Origin of the sequence: Streptomyces sp. CA-142005, assembly GCF_050942335.1 — a bacterium.
GTDB lineage: Bacteria > Actinomycetota > Actinomycetes > Streptomycetales > Streptomycetaceae > Streptomyces.
Genome location: NZ_CP192078.1, coordinates 2,778,454 through 2,797,271 on the forward strand (window position 1 = coordinate 2,778,454; position 18,818 = coordinate 2,797,271).

General features: G+C 71.4%; 18 protein-coding genes. 10 read left to right on the forward strand and 8 right to left on the reverse strand.

The annotated features are described in order from the left end of the window. The first annotated feature begins 14 nt into the window (after window positions 1–14). Window positions 15–707, forward strand: coding sequence for a FadR/GntR family transcriptional regulator (locus ACQPXS_RS13250; RefSeq protein ID WP_433449356.1), 693 nt, complete (start codon window positions 15–17; stop codon window positions 705–707). A 39-nt stretch (window positions 708–746) separates the two neighbouring features. On the opposite strand, the gene ACQPXS_RS13255 is transcribed toward ACQPXS_RS13250, so the two are convergent. The 3 genes from ACQPXS_RS13255 to fabG all read right to left on the reverse strand — a co-directional run bounded on the left by ACQPXS_RS13255 (window position 747) and on the right by fabG (window position 2,744). Beyond that, the gene (locus ACQPXS_RS13255) at window positions 747–1,097 is read right to left on the reverse strand and encodes a hypothetical protein (protein ID WP_433449357.1); all 351 of its coding nucleotides are present in this window, start codon (window positions 1,095–1,097) and stop codon (window positions 747–749) included. A gap of 154 nt (window positions 1,098–1,251) precedes the next feature. After that, the gene (gene fabI, locus ACQPXS_RS13260) at window positions 1,252–2,019 is read right to left on the reverse strand and encodes an enoyl-ACP reductase FabI (RefSeq protein WP_351801056.1); all 768 of its coding nucleotides are present in this window, start codon (window positions 2,017–2,019) and stop codon (window positions 1,252–1,254) included. A 5-nt stretch (window positions 2,020–2,024) separates the two neighbouring features. Continuing rightward, window positions 2,025–2,744, reverse strand: coding sequence for a 3-oxoacyl-[acyl-carrier-protein] reductase (gene fabG, locus ACQPXS_RS13265; protein WP_433449358.1), 720 nt, complete (start codon window positions 2,742–2,744; stop codon window positions 2,025–2,027). A 248-nt stretch (window positions 2,745–2,992) separates the two neighbouring features. On the opposite strand from fabG, the gene ACQPXS_RS13270 reads away from it, so the two are divergent. The 3 genes from ACQPXS_RS13270 to tyrS all read left to right on the forward strand — a co-directional run bounded on the left by ACQPXS_RS13270 (window position 2,993) and on the right by tyrS (window position 7,242). Beyond that, a complete protein-coding gene (locus ACQPXS_RS13270) occupies window positions 2,993–4,516 on the forward strand; it encodes a TldD/PmbA family protein (protein ID WP_433449359.1) in 1,524 nt (507 codons plus the stop codon). Beyond that, the gene (locus tag ACQPXS_RS13275; RefSeq protein WP_433449360.1) at window positions 4,513–5,907 is read left to right on the forward strand and encodes a metallopeptidase TldD-related protein; all 1,395 of its coding nucleotides are present in this window, start codon (window positions 4,513–4,515) and stop codon (window positions 5,905–5,907) included. The genes ACQPXS_RS13270 and ACQPXS_RS13275 overlap by 4 nt, the downstream gene beginning before the upstream one ends. A gap of 66 nt (window positions 5,908–5,973) precedes the next feature. Beyond that, window positions 5,974–7,242, forward strand: coding sequence for a tyrosine--tRNA ligase (gene tyrS, locus ACQPXS_RS13280; protein ID WP_356310447.1), 1,269 nt, complete (start codon window positions 5,974–5,976; stop codon window positions 7,240–7,242). Between the two features lie 100 nt (window positions 7,243–7,342). On the opposite strand, the gene ACQPXS_RS13285 is transcribed toward tyrS, so the two are convergent. Continuing rightward, complete coding sequence (locus tag ACQPXS_RS13285; protein WP_351801046.1) at window positions 7,343–7,630, reverse strand: GlsB/YeaQ/YmgE family stress response membrane protein; 288 nt, start codon at window positions 7,628–7,630, stop codon at window positions 7,343–7,345. A 197-nt stretch (window positions 7,631–7,827) separates the two neighbouring features. Between ACQPXS_RS13285 and ACQPXS_RS13290 the strand changes: the two genes are divergently transcribed. Both ACQPXS_RS13290 and ACQPXS_RS13295 read left to right on the forward strand, forming a co-directional pair. Beyond that, the gene (locus ACQPXS_RS13290; protein ID WP_433449361.1) at window positions 7,828–8,220 is read left to right on the forward strand and encodes a DUF3099 domain-containing protein; all 393 of its coding nucleotides are present in this window, start codon (window positions 7,828–7,830) and stop codon (window positions 8,218–8,220) included. Window positions 8,221–8,445: 225 nt separating this feature from the next. Then, on the forward strand, window positions 8,446–8,664 hold the full coding sequence (locus ACQPXS_RS13295; protein ID WP_351801042.1) for a hypothetical protein: 219 nt from the start codon (window positions 8,446–8,448) through the stop codon (window positions 8,662–8,664). On the opposite strand, the gene moaA is transcribed toward ACQPXS_RS13295, so the two are convergent. The 3 genes from moaA to ACQPXS_RS13310 all read right to left on the reverse strand — a co-directional run bounded on the left by moaA (window position 8,661) and on the right by ACQPXS_RS13310 (window position 11,779). Next, a complete protein-coding gene (gene moaA / locus ACQPXS_RS13300; RefSeq protein WP_433449362.1) occupies window positions 8,661–9,650 on the reverse strand; it encodes a GTP 3',8-cyclase MoaA in 990 nt (329 codons plus the stop codon). The genes ACQPXS_RS13295 and moaA overlap by 4 nt on opposite strands. 156 nt (window positions 9,651–9,806) lie before the next feature. Then, entirely contained in the window at window positions 9,807–11,426 is a 1,620-nt protein-coding gene (locus tag ACQPXS_RS13305) for a solute symporter family protein (protein ID WP_356310453.1), read from the reverse strand. Beyond that, window positions 11,423–11,779 carry a DUF485 domain-containing protein gene (locus ACQPXS_RS13310; RefSeq protein WP_433449363.1) on the reverse strand — a complete coding sequence of 119 codons (357 nt, stop codon included), beginning with the start codon at window positions 11,777–11,779 and terminating at the stop codon, window positions 11,423–11,425. The genes ACQPXS_RS13305 and ACQPXS_RS13310 overlap by 4 nt, the downstream gene beginning before the upstream one ends. 259 nt (window positions 11,780–12,038) lie before the next feature. Here ACQPXS_RS13310 and ACQPXS_RS13315 point away from each other — a divergent pair, with 259 nt between their 5' ends. The 4 genes from ACQPXS_RS13315 to ACQPXS_RS13330 all read left to right on the forward strand — a co-directional run bounded on the left by ACQPXS_RS13315 (window position 12,039) and on the right by ACQPXS_RS13330 (window position 17,706). After that, entirely contained in the window at window positions 12,039–13,568 is a 1,530-nt protein-coding gene (locus ACQPXS_RS13315; RefSeq protein ID WP_433449364.1) for a S8 family peptidase, read from the forward strand. Window positions 13,569–13,646: 78 nt separating this feature from the next. Beyond that, window positions 13,647–15,170, forward strand: coding sequence for a S8 family peptidase (locus tag ACQPXS_RS13320; RefSeq protein ID WP_433449365.1), 1,524 nt, complete (start codon window positions 13,647–13,649; stop codon window positions 15,168–15,170). A 48-nt stretch (window positions 15,171–15,218) separates the two neighbouring features. Further along, window positions 15,219–16,595 (forward strand): CoA transferase, encoded by a 1,377-nt coding sequence (locus ACQPXS_RS13325; RefSeq protein WP_433449366.1) that lies wholly within the window; start codon window positions 15,219–15,221, stop codon window positions 16,593–16,595. A 100-nt stretch (window positions 16,596–16,695) separates the two neighbouring features. Beyond that, window positions 16,696–17,706: a CopD family protein gene (locus ACQPXS_RS13330; protein ID WP_433449367.1), complete on the forward strand. Its 1,011-nt coding sequence runs from the start codon at window positions 16,696–16,698 to the stop codon at window positions 17,704–17,706. 7 nt (window positions 17,707–17,713) lie between these two features. Here the strand turns inward: ACQPXS_RS13330 and ACQPXS_RS13335 are convergent, their stop codons facing one another. Further along, window positions 17,714–18,760, reverse strand: a complete 1,047-nt coding sequence (locus tag ACQPXS_RS13335; RefSeq protein WP_351801026.1) for a zinc-dependent alcohol dehydrogenase family protein — start codon at window positions 18,758–18,760, stop codon at window positions 17,714–17,716. Between the last annotated feature and the right edge of the window lie 58 nt (window positions 18,761–18,818).

Genomic DNA, 18,818 nt, shown 5'->3' on the forward strand with positions numbered 1-18,818 from the left:
TGCGAAGGTGTGCCATGCCCCTGAGCCACCCGCGCCGTTCCGCGCTGTCCGAGCAGGTCATCGCCGAGCTGCGCAACCAGATCACCTCCGGCGAGTGGCCGGTCGGCTCGCGCATCCCGACGGAGCCGGAGCTGGTCGAGCAGCTCGGCGTCGCCCGCAACACCGTCCGCGAGGCCGTCCGCGCGCTCGCCCACAACGGTCTGCTGGACATCCGGCAGGGCTCGGGCACCTATGTGGTGGCCACGAGCGAGCTGGCCGGTGTGATGCACCGCCGGTTCTCCGACGCCGATCCCCGGCACATCGCCGAACTGCGCGCCGCGCTGGAGTCGGCAGCGGCGAAGCTGGCCGCCGAGCGGCGCACGGAGAAGGACCTCAAGCAGCTGGACGCGCTGCTGGACCGGCGCGAGGCGGCCTGGCAGACCGGCGAGGCGGAGGCCTTCGTGTCCGCCGACGCCACCTTCCACCTGGCCGTCGTGGCCGCCTCGCACAACGACGTGATCACCGCGATGTACGCCGATCTGGGCGAGGTGCTGCGGGACTGGCTGCGCGCGGACGTGGGCGCGGAGCTGACTCCGGAGACGTACATGGATCACACGCGCCTGATGGACGCGATCCGCGCCGGGGACGCGGAGGCGGCGGCTGCCGAGGCCGCGAGCTATCCGTTCCTGTGCCGGCCGGGCCGGTTCGGCGCCCCTTCCGGCGACTGACCAGCCGTGAAGCGCTCCTGCCGTGCCCGATCCAGCCGTTCAGTGCACGTTCTGGTGGCTTATCCAGACCGAGCGGACTTCCTTCCAGCACCGGCCGGCCAGCCGTACGGTCATCGCGGGTCCGGTGTCCACCGGTGCGCTGTCGGTGTCGATGTCCCACCAGCGGGCGCACTCGATGTGCAGACGCACGCGATCGGTGTCGACATAGGGATTGTGGCAGTAGGCCACCACGTGGGAGCCGTGGACGGCCGTACGGCAGGAGGCCCCGAAGAAGCTCGGCGCGGGAGGCTTTCCGTCGTCCACGCGCGCGTAGGACATCGCGTCGTACGGCAGTGAGAGCACGAGGGCCACGGCCACGGTCAGCGGGGCCAGGCTTCGGGACAGGCGCACAACGGGACCTCCTCGGCCGGGCTGGGGAGGGACGCGCGGGTGAACGCTCAATCCAGGGTGAGCCGTCCGGGCCACGGGGCGCCCGGCAGGTGGGCCGAACGGGTGACGCCCCGGTCCCCGCGCGCTGCGGGGACCGGGGCGTCGGGTACGAGGATCAGGCGCCGATGGCGTGCAGACCGCCGTCGACGTGGATGATCTCGCCGGTGGTCTTCGGGAACCAGTCGCTCAGCAGGGCGACGATGCCCTTGCCGGCCGGCTCCGGGTCCTTCAGGTCCCACTCCAGCGGGGCACGGGTGTCCCACACGGAGGCCAGCTCGCTGAAGCCCGGGATGGACTTGGCGGCCATGGAGCCGATCGGGCCCGCGGAGATGAGGTTGCAGCGGATGTTCTGCTTGCCCAGGTCGCGGGCGATGTAGCGGCTGGTGGCCTCCAGCGCGGCCTTGGCCGGGCCCATCCAGTCGTACTGCGGCCACGCGTACTGCGCGTCGAAGGTCAGGCCGACGACCGAGCCGCCGTTCTGCATCAGCGGCAGGCAGGCCATGGTGAGCGACTTCAGGGAGTACGCCGAGACGTGCATGGCGGTGGCCACCGACTCGAAGGGCGTGTTGAGGAAGTTGCCGCCGAGCGCGTCCTGCGGCGCGAAACCGATGGAGTGCACGACGCCGTCGAGGCCGCCCAGCTCCTCGCCGACGACGTCGGCCAGCCGGCCCATGTGCTCGTCGTTGGTGACGTCCAGCTCGATGACCTTGGTGGGCTTCGGCAGCTTCTTGGCGATGCGCTCGGTCAGCGTGGGCCGCGGGAACGCCGTCAGGATGATCTCCGCGCCCTGCTCCTGGGCCAGCTTGGCCGCGTGGAAGGCGATGGAGGACTCCATCAGCACGCCGGTGATCAGGACGCGCTTGCCCTCGAGGATTCCGCTCATGGTGATCAGTGACCCATTCCCAGTCCGCCGTCAACGGGGATGACGGCTCCAGTGATGTACGAGGCGTCGTCCGAGGCGAGGAACCGCACCGTCGCGGCGATCTCCTCCGGCTGCGCGTAACGGCCGAGCGGCACCTGCGAGACGATGTTCCGGCGCTGCTCGTCGGTGAGCACCTTGGTCATGTCGGTGTCGACGAAACCGGGCGCGACGACGTTGAAGGTGATGTTGCGCGAGCCCAGCTCACGGGCGAGGGACCGCGCGAAGCCGACCAGGGCGGCCTTGGAGGCGGCGTAGTTCGCCTGGCCCGCCGAGCCGAGCAGGCCGACCACGGACGAGATCAGGATGACGCGGCCCTTCTTGGCGCGCAGCATGCCGCGGTTCGCGCGCTTGACGACGCGGAAGGTACCGGTGAGGTTGGTGTCGATGACCGAGGTGAAGTCCTCCTCGGACATGCGCATCAGGAGCTGGTCCTTGGTCACGCCGGCGTTGGCGATCAGTATCTCGACGGGACCGTGCTGGTCCTCGATCTCCTTGTAGGCCTGCTCCACCTGCTCCTGGTCGGTGATGTCGCACTTGACGGGCAGGCAGCCCAATTCCGTCAGGGCGGCAGGCGGCTCACCCGAGCGGTACGTGATCGCGACCTTGTCGCCGGCGTCGGCGAACGCGCGGGCGATGGCGAGGCCGATGCCCCGGTTTCCTCCGGTGACGAGAACCGAGCGGCTCAACGGATCACCCTTTCGATAGCGGTCTGCAGATGTCGGACAACCCGCCCGGACACCTGGTGACAGGCGGCTTCATCGGAAACCTATCGGTACGGCCGGGTCCGCGGGCAATCGGGCACCGACAGTGGCGGGCGGGAGTCACTGTCGGATCCCTACAGAACCGCTGCCGTCCGGGCGCGAAACGTGTGGTCCGCCGGGCCGCTCCCACGACATGATCGGATCCGACAGGCCACGACAGCAGGGAGACCTCCGTGCCTCATTCCATCGACGAAGCCTTCACGGCCCTTCCGCTAAGGTCCCTCGCCGACGCCGCTCTGGCTCGCGCGCGTGCGCTCGGGGCCGAGCACGCGGACTTCCGGTTCGAGCGGGTGCGCAGCGCGTCCTGGCGGCTGCGGGACGCCAAGCCCGCCGGATCGTCGGACACCACCGACCTCGGGTACGCGGTGCGGGTCGTGCACGGCGGTACGTGGGGCTTCGCCTCCGGCGTGGACCTGACCATGGACGCGGCCGCCAAGGTCGCCTCGCAGGCGGTGGCCATGGCCAAGCTGTCCGCACAGGTCATCAAGGCAGCCGGGTCGGACGAGCGGGTGGAGCTGGCCGGCGAGCCGGTGTACGCGGACCGCACGTGGGTGTCGTCGTACGAGATCGACCCGTTCTCCGTGCCGGACGAGGAGAAGGCCGCGCTGCTGGCGGACTGGAGCACGCGGCTGCTGGCCGCGAACGGCGTCAACCACGTGGACGCCTCGCTGCTCACCGTGCACGAGAACAAGTTCTACGCCGACACCGCCGGGACCGTGACGACCCAGCAGCGGGTACGGCTGCATCCGCAGCTGACGGCCGTGTCGGTCGACGAGTCCAGCGGCGAGTTCGACTCGATGCGCACCCTCGCGCCGCCGGTCGGGCGGGGCTGGGAGTACCTCACCGGCACCGGCTGGGACTGGGACGAGGAGCTGGAGCGGATCCCGGAGCTGCTCGCCGAGAAGATGCGGGCGCCGAGCGTGGAGCCGGGCCTGTACGACCTGGTGGTCGACCCGTCCAACCTGTGGCTGACCATCCACGAGTCCATCGGGCACGCGACGGAGCTGGACCGGGCCCTCGGCTACGAGGCCGCCTACGCCGGCACCTCCTTCGCCACCTTCGACCAGCTGGGCAAGCTGCGGTACGGCTCGGAGCTGATGAACGTCACCGGCGACCGCACCGCCGAGCACGGCCTCGCGACCGTCGGGTACGACGACGAGGGCGTCGAGGCGCAGTCCTGGGACCTGGTGAAGGACGGCACGCTGGTCGGCTACCAGCTGGACCGGCGGATCGCCCGGCTCACCGGGTTCGACCGGTCCAACGGGTGCGCGTTCGCCGACTCCCCCGCGCATGTGCCGGTGCAGCGCATGGCCAACGTCTCGCTGCAGCCGGACCCGGCGGGGCTGTCCACCGAGGGCCTGATCGGGAGTGTCGACCGGGGCATCTACGTGGTCGGCGACCGGTCCTGGTCGATCGACATGCAGCGGTACAACTTCCAGTTCACCGGGCAGCGCTTCTTCAAGATCGAGAACGGCCGGATCACCGGGCAGCTGAAGGACGTGGCGTACCAGGCGAACACGACGGACTTCTGGGGTTCGATGACCGCCGTGGGCGGTCCGCAGACCTACGTCCTCGGCGGCGCCTTCAACTGCGGCAAGGCCCAGCCAGGGCAGGTGGCCGCCGTGTCGCACGGCCGCCCGTCCGCCCTCTTCAAGGGCGTCAACATTCTGAACACCACGCAGGAGGCCGGTCGATGAGCGCCCGTACGAACAAGCCGCACGAGATCGTCGAGCAGGCGCTCGCGCTGTCCCGGGCCGACGGCTGTGTCGTCATCGCCGACGAGCACTCCACCGCCAACCTGCGCTGGGCGGGCAACGCGCTGACCACGAACGGCGTGACGCGCGGCCGTACGCTCACCGTGATCGCGACCGTGGACGGCAAGGAGGGCACCGCCTCGGGTGTCGTGTCGCGCTCGGCGGTCACCGCTCAGGAGCTGGAGCCGCTGGTGCGGGCCGCCGAGACCGCCGCGCGCGGTGCGGGGCCCGCCGAGGACGCGCAGCCGCTGGTCGGCGGGGTACCGCAGTCGCCGGACTTCACGGACGCGCCCGCCGAGACCTCCTCCGCGGTGTTCGCCGACTTCGCCCCGGCGCTCGGCGAGGCGTTCGCACGCGCGCGTGCGGGCGGCCGTGAGCTGTACGGCTTCGCCAACCACGAGCTGGTGTCGACCTACCTGGGCACGTCCACCGGGCTGCGCCTCAGGCACGACCAGCCCACCGGCACGCTGGAGCTGAACGCCAAGTCGCCCGACCGGACGCGCTCGGCCTGGGCGGGCCAGTCCACACGGGACTTCAAGGACATCGACCCCGGCGCGCTGGACGCCGAGCTGGCCGTGCGGCTCGGCTGGGCCGAGCGGCGCGTGGAGCTGCCCGCCGGCCGCTACGAGACGCTGCTGCCGCCCACGGCCGTCGCGGACCTGCTGATCTACCAGCTGTGGTCGGCGTCGGGCCGGGACGCGGCCGAGGGCCGGACGGTCTTCTCCAGGCCGGGCGGCGGCACGCGCGTGGGCGAGAGGCTCGCCGAGCTGCCGCTGACCCTGCGCAGCGACCCGAACGAGCCGGGCCTGGAGTGCCCGCCCTTCGTGGTCGCCCACTCCTCCGGCGGGGACCAGTCCGTGTTCGACAACGGGCTGCCGACCCACATGACGGAGTGGATCGGCGAGGGTGTGCTCAAGCACCTGACGACCACCCGGCACAGCGCGGGCCTGACCGGGCTGCCGGTCGCCCCGGTGCTCGGGAACCTGATCCTGGACGGCGGGAACGACCGCTCGCTCCAGGACATGGTCGCGGGCACCGAGCGCGGGCTGCTGCTGACCTGCCTGTGGTACATCCGCGAGGTCGACCCGGCCACGCTGCTGCTCACCGGTCTGACCCGGGACGGCGTCTACCTCGTGGAGAACGGCGAGGTGACGGGGCAGGTGAACAACTTCCGGTTCAACGAGTCGCCGGTGGACCTGCTGCGGCGGGCCACGGAGGCGGGGCGTACGGAGAAGACGCTGCCGCGCGAGTGGAGCGACTGGTTCACCCGGGCCGCGATGCCCGCGCTGCGGATCCCTGATTTCAACATGAGCTCTGTCAGTCAGGGCGTATAACCTCGTAGGCGTTCGTGGTCGGGTGTCACCCGACTGCCCGAAGATCATCGAGGAGACACGAGAACCGTGACGGACATCGTCGACGAGCTGAAGTGGCGTGGGCTGTTCGCCCTGTCCACCGACGAGGACGCTTTGCGCAAGGCGCTCGCGGACGGTCCCGTCACGTTCTATTGCGGTTTCGACCCGACCGCGCCGTCACTGCACGTCGGGCACCTGGTGCAGGTGCTCACCGTGCGCCGGCTCCAGCAGGCCGGACACCGGCCGCTGGCGCTGGTCGGCGGCGCGACCGGGCTGATCGGCGACCCGCGCCCGACGGCGGAGCGCACGCTGAACGACCCGGAGACGGTGGCCGGCTGGGTCGGCAAGCTGCGCGCCCAGATCGAGCCGTTCCTGGACTTCGAGGGCGAGAACGCGGCGGTCATGGTGAACAACCTCGACTGGACCGCGGGCCTCTCCGCGATCGAGTTCCTGCGGGACATCGGCAAGCACTTCCGCGTCAACAAGATGCTGACGAAGGACTCCGTGGCCCGCCGCCTGGAATCCGACCAGGGCATCAGCTACACCGAGTTCAGCTACCAGATCCTGCAGGGCATGGACTTCCTGCAGCTCTACCGGCGCTACGGCTGCACCCTCCAGCAGGGCGGCAGCGACCAGTGGGGCAACCTCACGGCCGGCCTGGACCTGATCCACCGGCTGGAGCCCGGCGCCGAGGTGCACGCGCTGGCGACCCCGCTGATGACCAAGGCCGACGGCACCAAGTTCGGCAAGACCGAGGGCGGCGCGGTCTGGCTCGACCCCGAGATGACGACGCCGTACGCGTTCTACCAGTTCTGGCTGAACGTGGACGACCGGGACATCTCCACGTACATGCGCATCCTGTCCTTCAAGTCCCGCGAGGAGCTCGAGGAGCTGGAGCAGCAGACGCAGGAGCGGCCGCAGGCCCGGGCCGCGCAGCGGGCGCTCGCCGAGGAGCTGACCACACTGGTGCACGGCGCCGACCAGACCGCCGCGGTGATCGCCGCGTCGCGCGCCCTGTTCGGGCAGGGCGAGCTGGCGGAGCTGGACGGTCGGACGCTGGCGGCGGCGCTGTCCGAGGTGCCGCACATCAAGGTCGCCGAGCTCGGTCCGGTGGTCGATCTGTTCGCCGAGGTCGGGCTCGTCGCCAGCAAGTCCGCCGCGCGGCGGACGGTGAAGGAGGGCGGGGCCTACGTGAACAACGTGAAGGTCGCCGCCGAGGACGCGGTGCCCTCGTCCGAGGACCTGTTGGACGGGCGGTGGCTGGTGCTGCGGCGGGGGAAGAAGAACCTTGCCGCGGTGGAGGTCGTGGGCGCCTGAGCGCCGTGGGGGTGTGGGTGGACTGGCGACCGCGGCGTTCGTCGTGGTTTCTCGCACAGTTCCCCGCGCCCCTTTCGGGGCGCCCTCGCTCAGCGGGTCCTCAAGCCCGGACCCTCTCCTGCTTCCGCTTGCCCAGCGTCGCCATGTAGAGGGCGTCCACGGCCGCGACGATGATGATCGCGGCCACCAGCTGGAAGATGTGCCGGGTCCAGTCGATGCCGCGGGTGGCGGCGACGCCGACGGCGCGGGCGACCGCGTTGCCCACGATGGCGCCGAGCATGCCGCCGATGGTGGTCAGCCAGAGGGGGCTGTGCTGCTTGCCCGGGATGATCGCCTTGGCTATCAGGCCCAGCACGAATCCCACGATGATCGCCCACAACCAGCCCATGGCTGCCTCCTTGTACGGCTCGACGTGAGCATTAGGGCCAGTGTGGGTCGGTGGGCCGTACGACGCATGTCGGGTTCACCCGTGCGCGGCAGGGCCGGTGGCGTTACCGCAGGCAGTGGGCGACCCGGTCTCGTGGGCGGCGGACCCGCGGCGTAACGTGAAGGGTCGGGGCCGATACGGGCGGATGGTGGAATGTGATGCGGAAACAGCACGGCGGCAACGTCCAGGTGTTCCGGATCACCGGAGCCCGGACGGGACTCGCCGAGGACGTACGGGGCCGGCAGCGCAGGTACGTCATCTCGATGACGATCCGCACGGTGTCGGTGATCCTCGCGGTCTCCCTGTGGAACGTCGAGCGGTACGTCGCCGTCGTGGCGCTCGTGGCCGGAGCGCTGCTCCCCTATGTCGCCGTGGTGATCGCGAACGCCGGCCGGGAGCGGCCGCCGTCCCTTCCCTCGACGTTCATCACCTCGCCGGTGCGGCCGATGATCACGCCGCCGCGCGCGGAGGAGGCGCGGGCGGAATCCGCCCCGGAGGACGCGGCGGCTCATCCGACGGGGGCGCCCGGTGAGCGGCCCGGACCCGCGTGACCGAGGGGCCGGCCGGGAAGCGGAACGACGGCGCCCGTCAAGCTCAAGAAAAGCTCAGATCAATCGTGCAGTTCCAGTGCCGGGCGACGGGGTAGCCGTGACATACTGCGTACGCGCTCCGCATCCCCCGTCGGAGCGACAGACCGACGCCGGGCAGCTCCCCCCGTGGCTGCTCGGCGTCGCCTTGTTCGGGCCCTTTCTGTACGACGAACCCGAGACGAACCTGTGAGTGACGAGACCCCGATCTGCTCTGCCAAGGGCTGCCATGCCGCTGCCGTGTGGGTACTGGCGTGGAACAACCCGAAGATCCACACGCCGGAGCGGCGCAAGACATGGCTCGCGTGCGAGGAGCATCGCGAGCATCTGTCGCAGTTCCTCGGTGTGCGGGGCTTCTTGAAGGACGTCGTGAAGTTCGCCGACTGGCGGGATCCCGAGGGAAGCTAACCGCCGATCGCCGACATCGGCCGGTCCGGCTGCACGAACGACGGGTCGTCCAGTCCCGCCCCGGCCTTCTTCCCCCACATCGCCAGCTTCCAGATGCGTGCGATCTCCTCGTCGGGGGCGTCGCTGCGGAGCGCCTCCCGCAGGTCCGTCTCCTCCGTCGCGAAGAGACAGGTGCGTATCTGGCCGTCGGCCGTGAGGCGGGTGCGGTCGCAGGCCGCGCAGAAGGGCCGGGTGACCGAGGCGATGACGCCGACCCGGTGCGGGCCGCCGTTCACCAGCCAGCGCTCCGCCGGGGCCGAACCGCGCGCGTCGGCACCCTCGGGGGTGAGGTCGAAGCGGGTGCGCAGGGAGGCCAGGATGTCCCCGGCGGTGACCATGCCCTCGCGCTTCCAGCCGTGCTGGGCGTCGAGCGGCATCTGCTCGATGAACCGCAGTTCGTAGTCGTGCTCCACGGCCCAGGCCAGCAGGTCGGGGGCCTCGTCGTCGTTCAGCCCAGGCATCAGGACCGAGTTGACCTTGACGGGGGTCAGGCCGGCCTCGCGGGCGGCCCCAAGACCTTCGAGGACGTCCTTGTGGCGGTCGCGGCGGGTCAGGGTCTTGAAGACGTCGGGGCGGAGGGTGTCCAGGGAGACGTTGACCCGGTCCAGGCCGGCGGCCTTCAGCGCGGTCGCGGTGCGCTTGAGGCCGATGCCGTTGGTGGTGAGGGACGTCTGCGGGCGGGGGGTGAGGGCCGCGACGCGCTCGACGATGCCGACCAGGCCGGGGCGCAGCAGGGGCTCGCCGCCGGTGAAGCGGACCTCCTCGATGCCGAGCATGCGCACGGCGATGTCGACGAGGCGGACGATCTCGTCGTCGGTGAGCAGGTCGGGCTTGGCCAGCCACTGCAGGCCCTCCTCGGGCATGCAGTACGTGCAGCGCAGATTGCAGCGGTCGGTCAGCGAGACCCTCAGGTCGGTGGCCACCCGGCCGTAGGTGTCGATGAGCACGTGGGCCCCCTCCCTCGATCCCGGATCACTCATTTTCCGTCACCTGCGAGCGTACGTGACACCACCGACAACGACAGCGGCCCGATCCGACGAGGTACGACACGGCCGCGTCGTAGGACCCTACAGTCCCGTCACGACGCGGCCGTCGTACGAACGTCAGTGCGCTCCGGTGCCGGTCAGGGACCGCACCTCCAGTTCGGCGTACTTGCCGGCGTCCGGGACCTCCTTGGACAGCAGGGTGCCCACGACGCCGAGCAGGAACCCGACCGGGATGGAGATGATGCCGGGATTCTCCAGCGGGAACCAGTGGAAGTCGACGTCGGGGAACATCGAGGCCGGGCTGCCGGAGACCACCGGGGAGAAGAGCACCAGGCCGACCGCGGTGACCAGGCCGCCGTAGATCGACCACAGGGCGCCCGAGGTGGTGAACCGCTTCCAGAACAGGCTGTAGAGGATGGTCGGCAGGTTGGCGGAGGCCGCGACCGCGAAGGCGAGGGCGACCAGGCCGGCCACGTTCAGGTCGCGGGCCAGGGCGCCGAGGACGATCGAGACCGCGCCGATGCCGACGGTCGCCCAGCGGGCCGCGCCGACCTCCTGCTTCTCGGTGGCCTGCCCCTTCTTGATGACGTTGGCGTAGATGTCGTGGGCGAAGGAGGACGACGAGGCCAGGGTGAGGCCCGCGACGACCGCCAGGATCGTCGCGAAGGCGACGGCCGAGATGGTGGCGAGCAGGATCGCGCCCCAGTTCGAGTCGACGCCGCCCAGATGCAGCGCCAGGAGGGGTGCCGCGGTGTTGCCGGCCTTGTTGGAGGCGATGATCTCGTCCGGTTTGATCAGCGCGGCGGCGCCGAAGCCGAGGGCGAGGGTCATCAGATAGAAGGCGCCGATCAGGCCGATCGCCCAGATGACCGACTTACGGGCGGCCTTTGCGGTCGGGACCGTGTAGAAGCGGATCAGGATGTGCGGCAGGCCCGCGGTGCCGAGGACCAGGGCGAGGCCGAGCGAGATGAAGTCCAGCTTGGTGGTGCCGGTGGCGCCGTACTTCAGGCCGGGCTCCAGGAACGCCGAGCCCTTGCCGCTGTTGTCGGCGGCCTTGCCGAGCAGGTCGGAGATGTTGAAGTGGAACTTCAGCAGGACCAGGAAGGTCAGCAGCACGGCTCCGGCGATCAGCAGCACCGCCTTGACCATCTGGACCCAGGTGGTGCCCTTCATGCCGCCGATGGTGACGTAGACGATCATCAGGAGGCCGACCAGGGCGACGATGCCGATCTTGCCGCCGTCGCTGGTGATGCCGAGCAGGAGCGAGACGAGGACGCCGGCGCCCGCCATCTGGGCCAGCAGGTAGAAGATCGAGACGACGATGGTGGAGGTGCCGGCGGCCGTGCGGACCGGGCGCTGGCGCATGCGGTAGGCCAGGACGTCGCCCATGGTGTACCGGCCGGAGTTGCGCAGGGGTTCGGCGACCAGCAGCAGGGCGACCAGCCAGGCGACGAGGAAGCCGATGGAGTACAGGAAGCCGTCGTAGCCGAACAGGGCGATGGCGCCGGCGATGCCGAGGAAGGACGCGGCGGACATGTAGTCGCCGGAGACGGCGAGGCCGTTCTGGAAGCCGGTGAACTGGCGTCCGCCCGCGTAGAAGTCGGCGGCGTTCCTGGTCTGGCGGCCCGCCCAGACGGTGATGACGAGGGTCGCGGCGACGAACACCGCGAACAGGGTGATGATCAGCGTACGGTGCTGGCTCGCCTCGCCGGCGGCCAGCGTGATCGCGGGGCTCATGCGCCGCCCTCCATCCGGGACTTGATGGCCTCCGCCTTGGGGTCGAGCTTGGCGGCGGCGTGCCGTGCGTACCACCAGGCGATGAGGAAGGTGGTGAGGAACTGGGCGAGGCCCAGGACGAGGGCCACGTTGACGTTGCCGGCCACCTTGGTGCCCATGAAGCCGTGCGCGTAGTTGGAGAGCAGCACGTACAGCAGGTACCAGGCGGTGAAGGCGACGGCCAGCGGGAAGGCGAACGAGCGGTGGGCGCGGCGCAGTTCGCCGAACTCCGCGCTCTGCTGCACCTCGGCGAACTCCTCGGTGGAGGGAAGTGGGGCCCCCGGTGTGGCGGGGGGCGGTGTCTCGGTGGCCACGGGGTCTCCTCGCGTTGCGGAAGCAATGACGAACCGGGAGCTTGATCGTGCTGGCGCCCCCTGCCAAGGTCCACGGCGCCACGCGAGGACCGGTTCAAGTCCTGTGAGTTGTTTCGCAAGCGATCTTGTCGAGCCATTGCCAACTCATTGCTGATCGGTGAGCCGTGGAGATAGCTTCTGCCTGCACCACCCGCCATGTACCTGCCCGAGCGCCACCTGTGTCTCGGGCCGTTTCGTACCCGGATGATGTGGAGATCCCATGGTTCATCTGCGTTCCAGACGCCGGCTCGCGCTCGCCGTGCCCGTCGTGCTGTCGCTGACCGCCTCGCTCGGTTTCCTGCCGACGGCGGCCTCCGCGGCGCCCGACGCGGCCAGGGCGGCGCAGGTGGCGGACGACGGACCGAACCTCGCGTACGTGGTCAACACCCGCACGGATCACCGCACGATCGAGTCCGTGCAGCGGGAGATCCTTCGCAACGGCGGCTCGGTCGTGGCCAGTTACGACAAGATCGGCGTGATCGTCGCCCACTCCGCGAACCCGGACTTCGCCGCGCGGATGCGCGCGGTGCGCGGGGTGGACTCGGCGGGCGCCACGCGTACCGCGCCGCTGAGTGCGGCGGGGACGACCGACGAGGGCGCCGTTCAGGTCCTGTCGAAGGCGGAGGCCGCGAAGCTCACCCAGGCCGCGGCCCCGGGTGAGGAACCGCTCGAGGCGGACCAGTGGGACCTGCGGGCGATCGGCGCCGACCGGGCCGCGCGGATCAACCCGGGCAGCAGCGGGGTGACCGTCGGTGTCATCGACACGGGCGTGGACGACACCCACCCGGACATCGCTCCGAACTTCTCCGCCGCCCAGTCGGCGAACTGCGTGAGCGGCAAGGCGGACACGACGTACGGCGCGTGGCGCCCGGCGGACGCCGACCACTACCACGGCACCCATGTGGCCGGTGAGATAGCCGCGGCCCGCAACGGCATAGGCGTGGCCGGTGTGGCGCCGGGCGTGAAGGTCGCGAGCATCACGGTGGCCCAGCCGGACTCGACGCAGCTGTTCTACCCGGAGAGCGTGGTCTGCGCCTTCGTGTTCGCCGCCGACCACGGCATCCAGGTCACCAACAACAGCTACTACGTTGATCCGTGGCTGTACAACTGCATGGACGATCCGGATCAACGTGCCATCGTTGACGCGGTCAACAGGGCCCAGCTGTACGCACAGGGCAAGGGCACGCTCAACGTGGCCTCCGCGGGCAACTCCAACGACGATCTCGACTCGCACGCGCTCGTGGACGACTCCAGCCCCGACGACTCGACGGCCACGACCCGCACGGTCGACCCGCACGAGTGCTTCGACGTGCCGACCCAGCTGCCCGGTGTGGTGACGGTGAGCGCGGTGGGCGTGAAGGGCGCCAAGTCGTACTACTCCAGCTACGGCCAGGGCGTGATCGACGTGGCGGGGCCGGGCGGCGACAAGTACCAGATCCCGGACACGCCGTCGAAGAACGGCCGCATCCTGTCCACCCTGCCGAACGACCAGTACGGCTTCCTCCAGGGCACCTCGATGGCCTCCCCGCACGTGGCCGCGGTGGCCGCGCTGCTGAAGTCGGCCCATCCGGACGCCACTCCGGCCCAGCTGCAGGCCCTGCTGAAGGCCGAGGCGGACAACCCGGGCTGCCCGAGCGAGCCCTACGACGGCAACGGTGACGGTGTCGTGGACGCGACCTGCGTCGGCGGCGAGCGCGTCAACGGCTTCTACGGCTTCGGTGTCGTGGACGCGCTGCGCGCAGTCAAGTAGCCGCTCAAGTCGCCGCGCCCCGCGCCGACTTCCCGCACGGCACGCTCGTACCGCGAACGAACTGGAGAGAACTGACCCATGACAGCGCCCAAGCCGCGCTTGCGCCGCGCCCTCGCGATCCCGGCCGGGATGGCCCTGGCCACGGCCCTGGCGTTCCTGCCGAACGTCACCGCGTCCGCGGCGGACAACACCCCGGCGGCCACCGCCGACGGGCCCATGCTCAGCTATGTCGTCAACGTCCGTACCGGGAACGGTGTCTCGGCGCACGTGCAGCAGGCGATCGCCCGGGCCGGTGGTTCGGTGGTGATCGCGTACGACCAGATCGGTGTGATCGTCGTCCACTCCGCCAACCCGGACTTCGCGAAGGAGATCCGCGCGGTGCGCGGGGTGGACTCGGCCGGTGCCACGCGCAACGCGCCGCTGCCCGCCCAGTCCACCACCGACGTCGGCACACCGAAGGTGCTCGGCGCCGAGCAGGTCGCCGAGGCCGGCGCCGAGGCGACGGCGGGCCAGGACCCGCTGGAGCCGCTGCAGTGGGATCTGCCGGCCATCAAGGCGGACAAGGCGCACGAGAAGACGCTGGGCAGCCCTGACGTCACGGTCGCGGTCATCGACACCGGTGTGGACGACACCCACCCGGACATCGCGCCCAACTTCGACCGGGCGGCCTCCGCCAACTGCGTGTCCGGCAAGCCCGACACGACCGACGGCGCCTGGCGGCCGAGCGCGTCGGAGAGCCCGCATGGCACGCACGTGGCCGGGGAGATCGCGGGTGCGAAGAACGGCGTGGGCATCACGGGCGTGGCGCCGGGCGTCAAGGTGGCCGGCATCAAGGTCGCCAACCCGAACGGGTACTTCTACACCGAGGCCGTGGTCTGCGGCTTCGTGTGGGCGGCCGAGCACCACGTCGACGTGACCAACAACAGCTATTACACCGACCCGTGGTACTTCAACTGCACCACCGACCCGGACCAGAAGGCGCTGGTCGACGCGATCACGCGGGCTTCGCGGTACGCGGAGAAGAAGGGCACGGTCAACGTCGCCGCGGCCGGGAACGAGAGCTACGACCTCGCGTCCGACTCGATCACCGACCCGGTCTCCCCGAACGACGGCACCCCGTCGGACCGCGTGATCGACCCGCACACCTGCTACGACATACCGACCCAGCTGCCGGGTGTGGTGACGGTCGCGGCGACGGGCGCGAAGGGCCTGAAGTCGTCCTTCTCCAACTACGGTCTCGGTGTGATCGACATCGCCGCACCCGGCGGCGACTCGACCGCCTACCAGAAGCCGGAGCCCCCGGCGACCAGCGGTCTCATCCTGGGGCCGCTGCCGGGTGGCAGGTGGGGCTACATGGCCGGTACGTCGATGGCGACGCCGCATGTCGTGGGTGTTGCCGCATTGATCAAGTCAGCCCATCCGTACGCCCCGGCCTCCCTGGTCAAGGCGCTGCTGTACGCGGAGGCCGACGCCACACCGTGCACGGACCCGTACGACATCAACGGTGACGGCAAGGTCGACGCGGTGTGTGAGGGGGCGAAGAACTACAACGGCTTCTACGGCTTCGGCACGGCGGACGCGTTGGCCGCAGTGACCGAGTAGAGCCGGTCAGCCCCTATATTGATTCAGTCAATACTGCATAGTGCAGTCATGACTGGTATCAAGTCCGCATGGTCCGCGCTGGGTGGCGATCCCGCCCACCTCGCGCGGCTCACCACCGTGGTACGGGAGGGCGCGCTCGAGGCGCGCCTTCCCGTACGGGAGCTCGCCCGTGCCTGTGTCGGCTCCTGTGCGCTGGCCGCCGCCGAACTGGCGGCCCGACGCGCCGGGCTCGCCGAGCTGCCCGCCGTCCGGGTCGACGACGGCGCCGTGGCGGCCGCCTTCCACAGTGAACGGCACCTGCTGGTCGACGGGCGGGCACCTGTCTCCTTCGCGCCGCTGTCGCGGTTCTGGCGGACGGCCGACGGCTGGGTGCGCACCCACGCCAACTACCCGCACCACCGGGCCCGGTTGCTCGGCGCGCTCGGCCTGCCGGCAAACGCCTCGCCGCAGGCGGTGGAAGGCCGGCTCGCCGAGCGGTCCGCGGTGGAGGCCGAGGAGGCGGTGTACGGCGCCGGCGGCCTCGCCGTGGCCCTGCGCACCCCGAAGGAGTGGGCGGCCGCCGAGCAGGCCGCCGAGGTGGCCGCACGCCCGCTGGTCGAGCGCGAGCGCCTCGGCTCCACGCACGCGCGCGTGCTCACCCCGCTCGATCCCGGCGCCGCTCCCCTGCTGCCCGCCGCCGGGCTGCGCGTGCTGGACCTGACCCGGGTCCTCGCCGGCCCGGTCGCCACCCGCACCCTCGCCCTGCTCGGCGCGGACGTGCTCCGCGTGGACGCCCCCTGGCTGCCCGAACTCCCCGACCAGCACGCCGACACGGGCTTCGGGAAGCGGTCGGCGACGCTCGACCTCACCGCCGGCCGCGACACCTTCGAGGAGCTGCTGGCCGCGGCCGATGTCGTCGTCACCGGCTACCGGCCGGGCGCCCTCGACCGGTTCGGGCTCTCGCCGCAGGCGCTGGTGGCGCGCCGGCCCGGACTGGTCGTGGCGCAGATCTCGGCGTGGGGCGCGTACGGCCCCTGGGGCGGTCGGCGCGGCTTCGACAGCCTGGTGCAGGTCGCGACCGGCATCGCCGTGACCGAGGGCTCGGCCGAGCAGCCCGGCGCGCTGCCCGCGCAGGCGCTGGACCACGGCAGCGGCTATCTCCTGGCGGCGGCCGTCCTGCGGGCGCTGACCGAGCAGTCGTACGACGGGGGCGGCCGCCTCGTGCGCCTGGCGCTGGCCCGGACCGCGCGCTGGCTGACCGACGAGATCCGGCCGTCCGCGGCCGCGGACACGCCGTACGAGGGCCCGGACGCCTGGCTGGCCGAGACGGACGGCCCGCTCGGCCGGCTGCGGCACGCGCTGCCGGCGGTGTCCTTCGCGGGCGGCCCCGCCGACTGGGCGCGGCCTCCGGTGCCGTGGGGGTCGGACAGCGCCCGCTGGCGGTGAGTGCGCGGGCGGCCGGAAACGTATCTATGCGTGGAATTCCGTACCGCCAGTTGTTTTCGGGGACTTGCCCGGTTCTGCGGTGGCTGGCGAAGATCGCGGGGTGAGCTTGATACGACCGACCGCCGAGGCGACCGGCGAGGAGGGCTCGGGGCGGCGGTCCGGCACCGGCCGGGCCGCCGCCCTCCTGGTCCTGGTGGCGCTGGGCGCCCTGATCCCGCTGCTCGGTCCGCCGGCGGCGCTGAACGGCACCGGGGAGGCCGCCGCACCGGGGGCCGGTGGCATCGGGCTGCTGCGCACGGTGCTGTTCGCCGCCCTGAGCGTGCCCCTCGGCGAGCTGTTCGTGCACCGGCTCGCCCGGCGTCTGCCCGGTGTGCCGCCCGAAGGGCCGCCCAGCTGGGCACCGTTCGCGACCAGCGCCGGGTTCGTCGCCGCGCTGGCGCTCGCCGCGGTGGTGTCCGCCGGCGATCTGATCCCGCACCGCCTCGGCCAGATCGACGTCGGCGGCCTGTACGGCTCCCGCGACGGGCGGCTGGCCCTGCTGGAGGTCAACGCCTTTCTGGCGGCGGCCCTGTGCACCTTCCTCAGGCGCCCGGCGGCCCAGGTGTGGCCGCTGGCCTCGGTGGTGGTCGCGGAGGCGCTGCGCGCCCACCCCACGACCGAGCACAGCCCGCTGGTCGGCTCGGGCCTGACGCTGGCGCACCTGACGTGCGCGGCGCTGTGGGCCGGCGGTCTGCTGCACGCCCTGCGGCTGGTCCGGCTGTGGCCCGGCGATCCGGCCGGGGCCGCGCTGCTCGGCCGCTACGCGCGCGTGGCGGCCGTCCTGCTCGCCGTCGTCACCGCGAGCGGCGTGTGCGGTGCACTGCGCCGCATGCCGCCGGCCACGATCCTGGACCAGCTGACGACGACGGCGTACGGCCGCACCCTGCTGGCCAAGGTGATCCTGGTCGCCGCCGTCGCGCTGCTCGCCCTGTGGGCGCGGATCCGGCTGCGCCGCGCCGCCGACCCGCTGGCCGCGTACGTGCCCGCGCGGGCCGAGGTGATCGCCCTGGGGACGGTCGTCGCGGTCTCGGGGCTGCTCACGGCGCTGCCGCTGCCGATCCGCTGGACCTAGCGGGTACTCAGGCGTTGGTGACGAGGACCTTGAGGGCCGTGCGCTCGTCCATCGCCTTGTAGCCGTCCGGCACGCCCTCGATGCCGACGGTCATGTCGAACACCGGCGAGGGGTCGATCGTGCCGTCCAGGACGTCCGGGAGCAGGTCCGGGATGTAGGCGCGGACCGGGGCGACGCCGCCGCGCAGGGCGATGTTCCGGTCGAACATGACGCCGAGGTCGAGGCCGGTGCCGCTGCCGTGCGGCACGCCCACGAAGCCGATCGCGCCGCCGTCGCGGGTGATGTTGACCGCCGTGCGCATGGACTGTTCCGTACCGACGGCCTCGACCACGGCGTGCGCGCCCTGGCCGCGGGTGAGTTCACGGACGGCCTCGACGGCCGCTTCCCCGCGCTCGGCGACGACGTCCGTGGCCCCGAAGCGGCGCGCGATGTCGGTGCGGACCTCGTGCCGGCCGAGCGCGATGATCCGCTCGGCGCCCAGCCGCTTGGCGGCCAGCACCGCGCACAGGCCGACGGCGCCGTCACCGACCACGGCGACCGTGGCGCCGGGGCGGGCGCCCGCGCCGAGGGCGGCGTGGTGACCGGTGCCGAGGACGTCGGAGAGGGTCAGCAGGGCGGACAGCAGATGGTCGTCGGAGGCCGCGTCCTTCGGCAGCTGGACGAGGGTGCCGTCGGCGAACGGCACGCGCACGGCCTCGCCCTGGCCGCCGTCGTAGCCGACGGAGCCCCAGAAGCCGCCGTGCTCGCAGGACGTCGTCAGGCCCTCGCGGCAGTAGTCGCAGACGCCGTCGGACCACATGAACGGCGCGACCACCAGATCACCGCGCCGGACGGTGCTCACCTCGGAACCGGTCTCCTCGACGATCCCGAGGAACTCGTGCCCGATGCGCTGCCCCGGCTGCCGGGCCGCCTCGCCCCGGTAGGCCCACAGGTCGCTGCCGCAGATGCAGGCGCGCAGCACCCGTACCACGGCGTCGGTGGGCAGCTGCACCACGGGCTCGGGGACGTCCTCCACGCGCATGTCGTACGGGGCGTGGATGGTGGTGGCGCGCATGGCGAGGGTCCTTCTCGTGCGGGTCGGTGCGGGCGCTCAGGGGGTGGTCGAGCGCAGC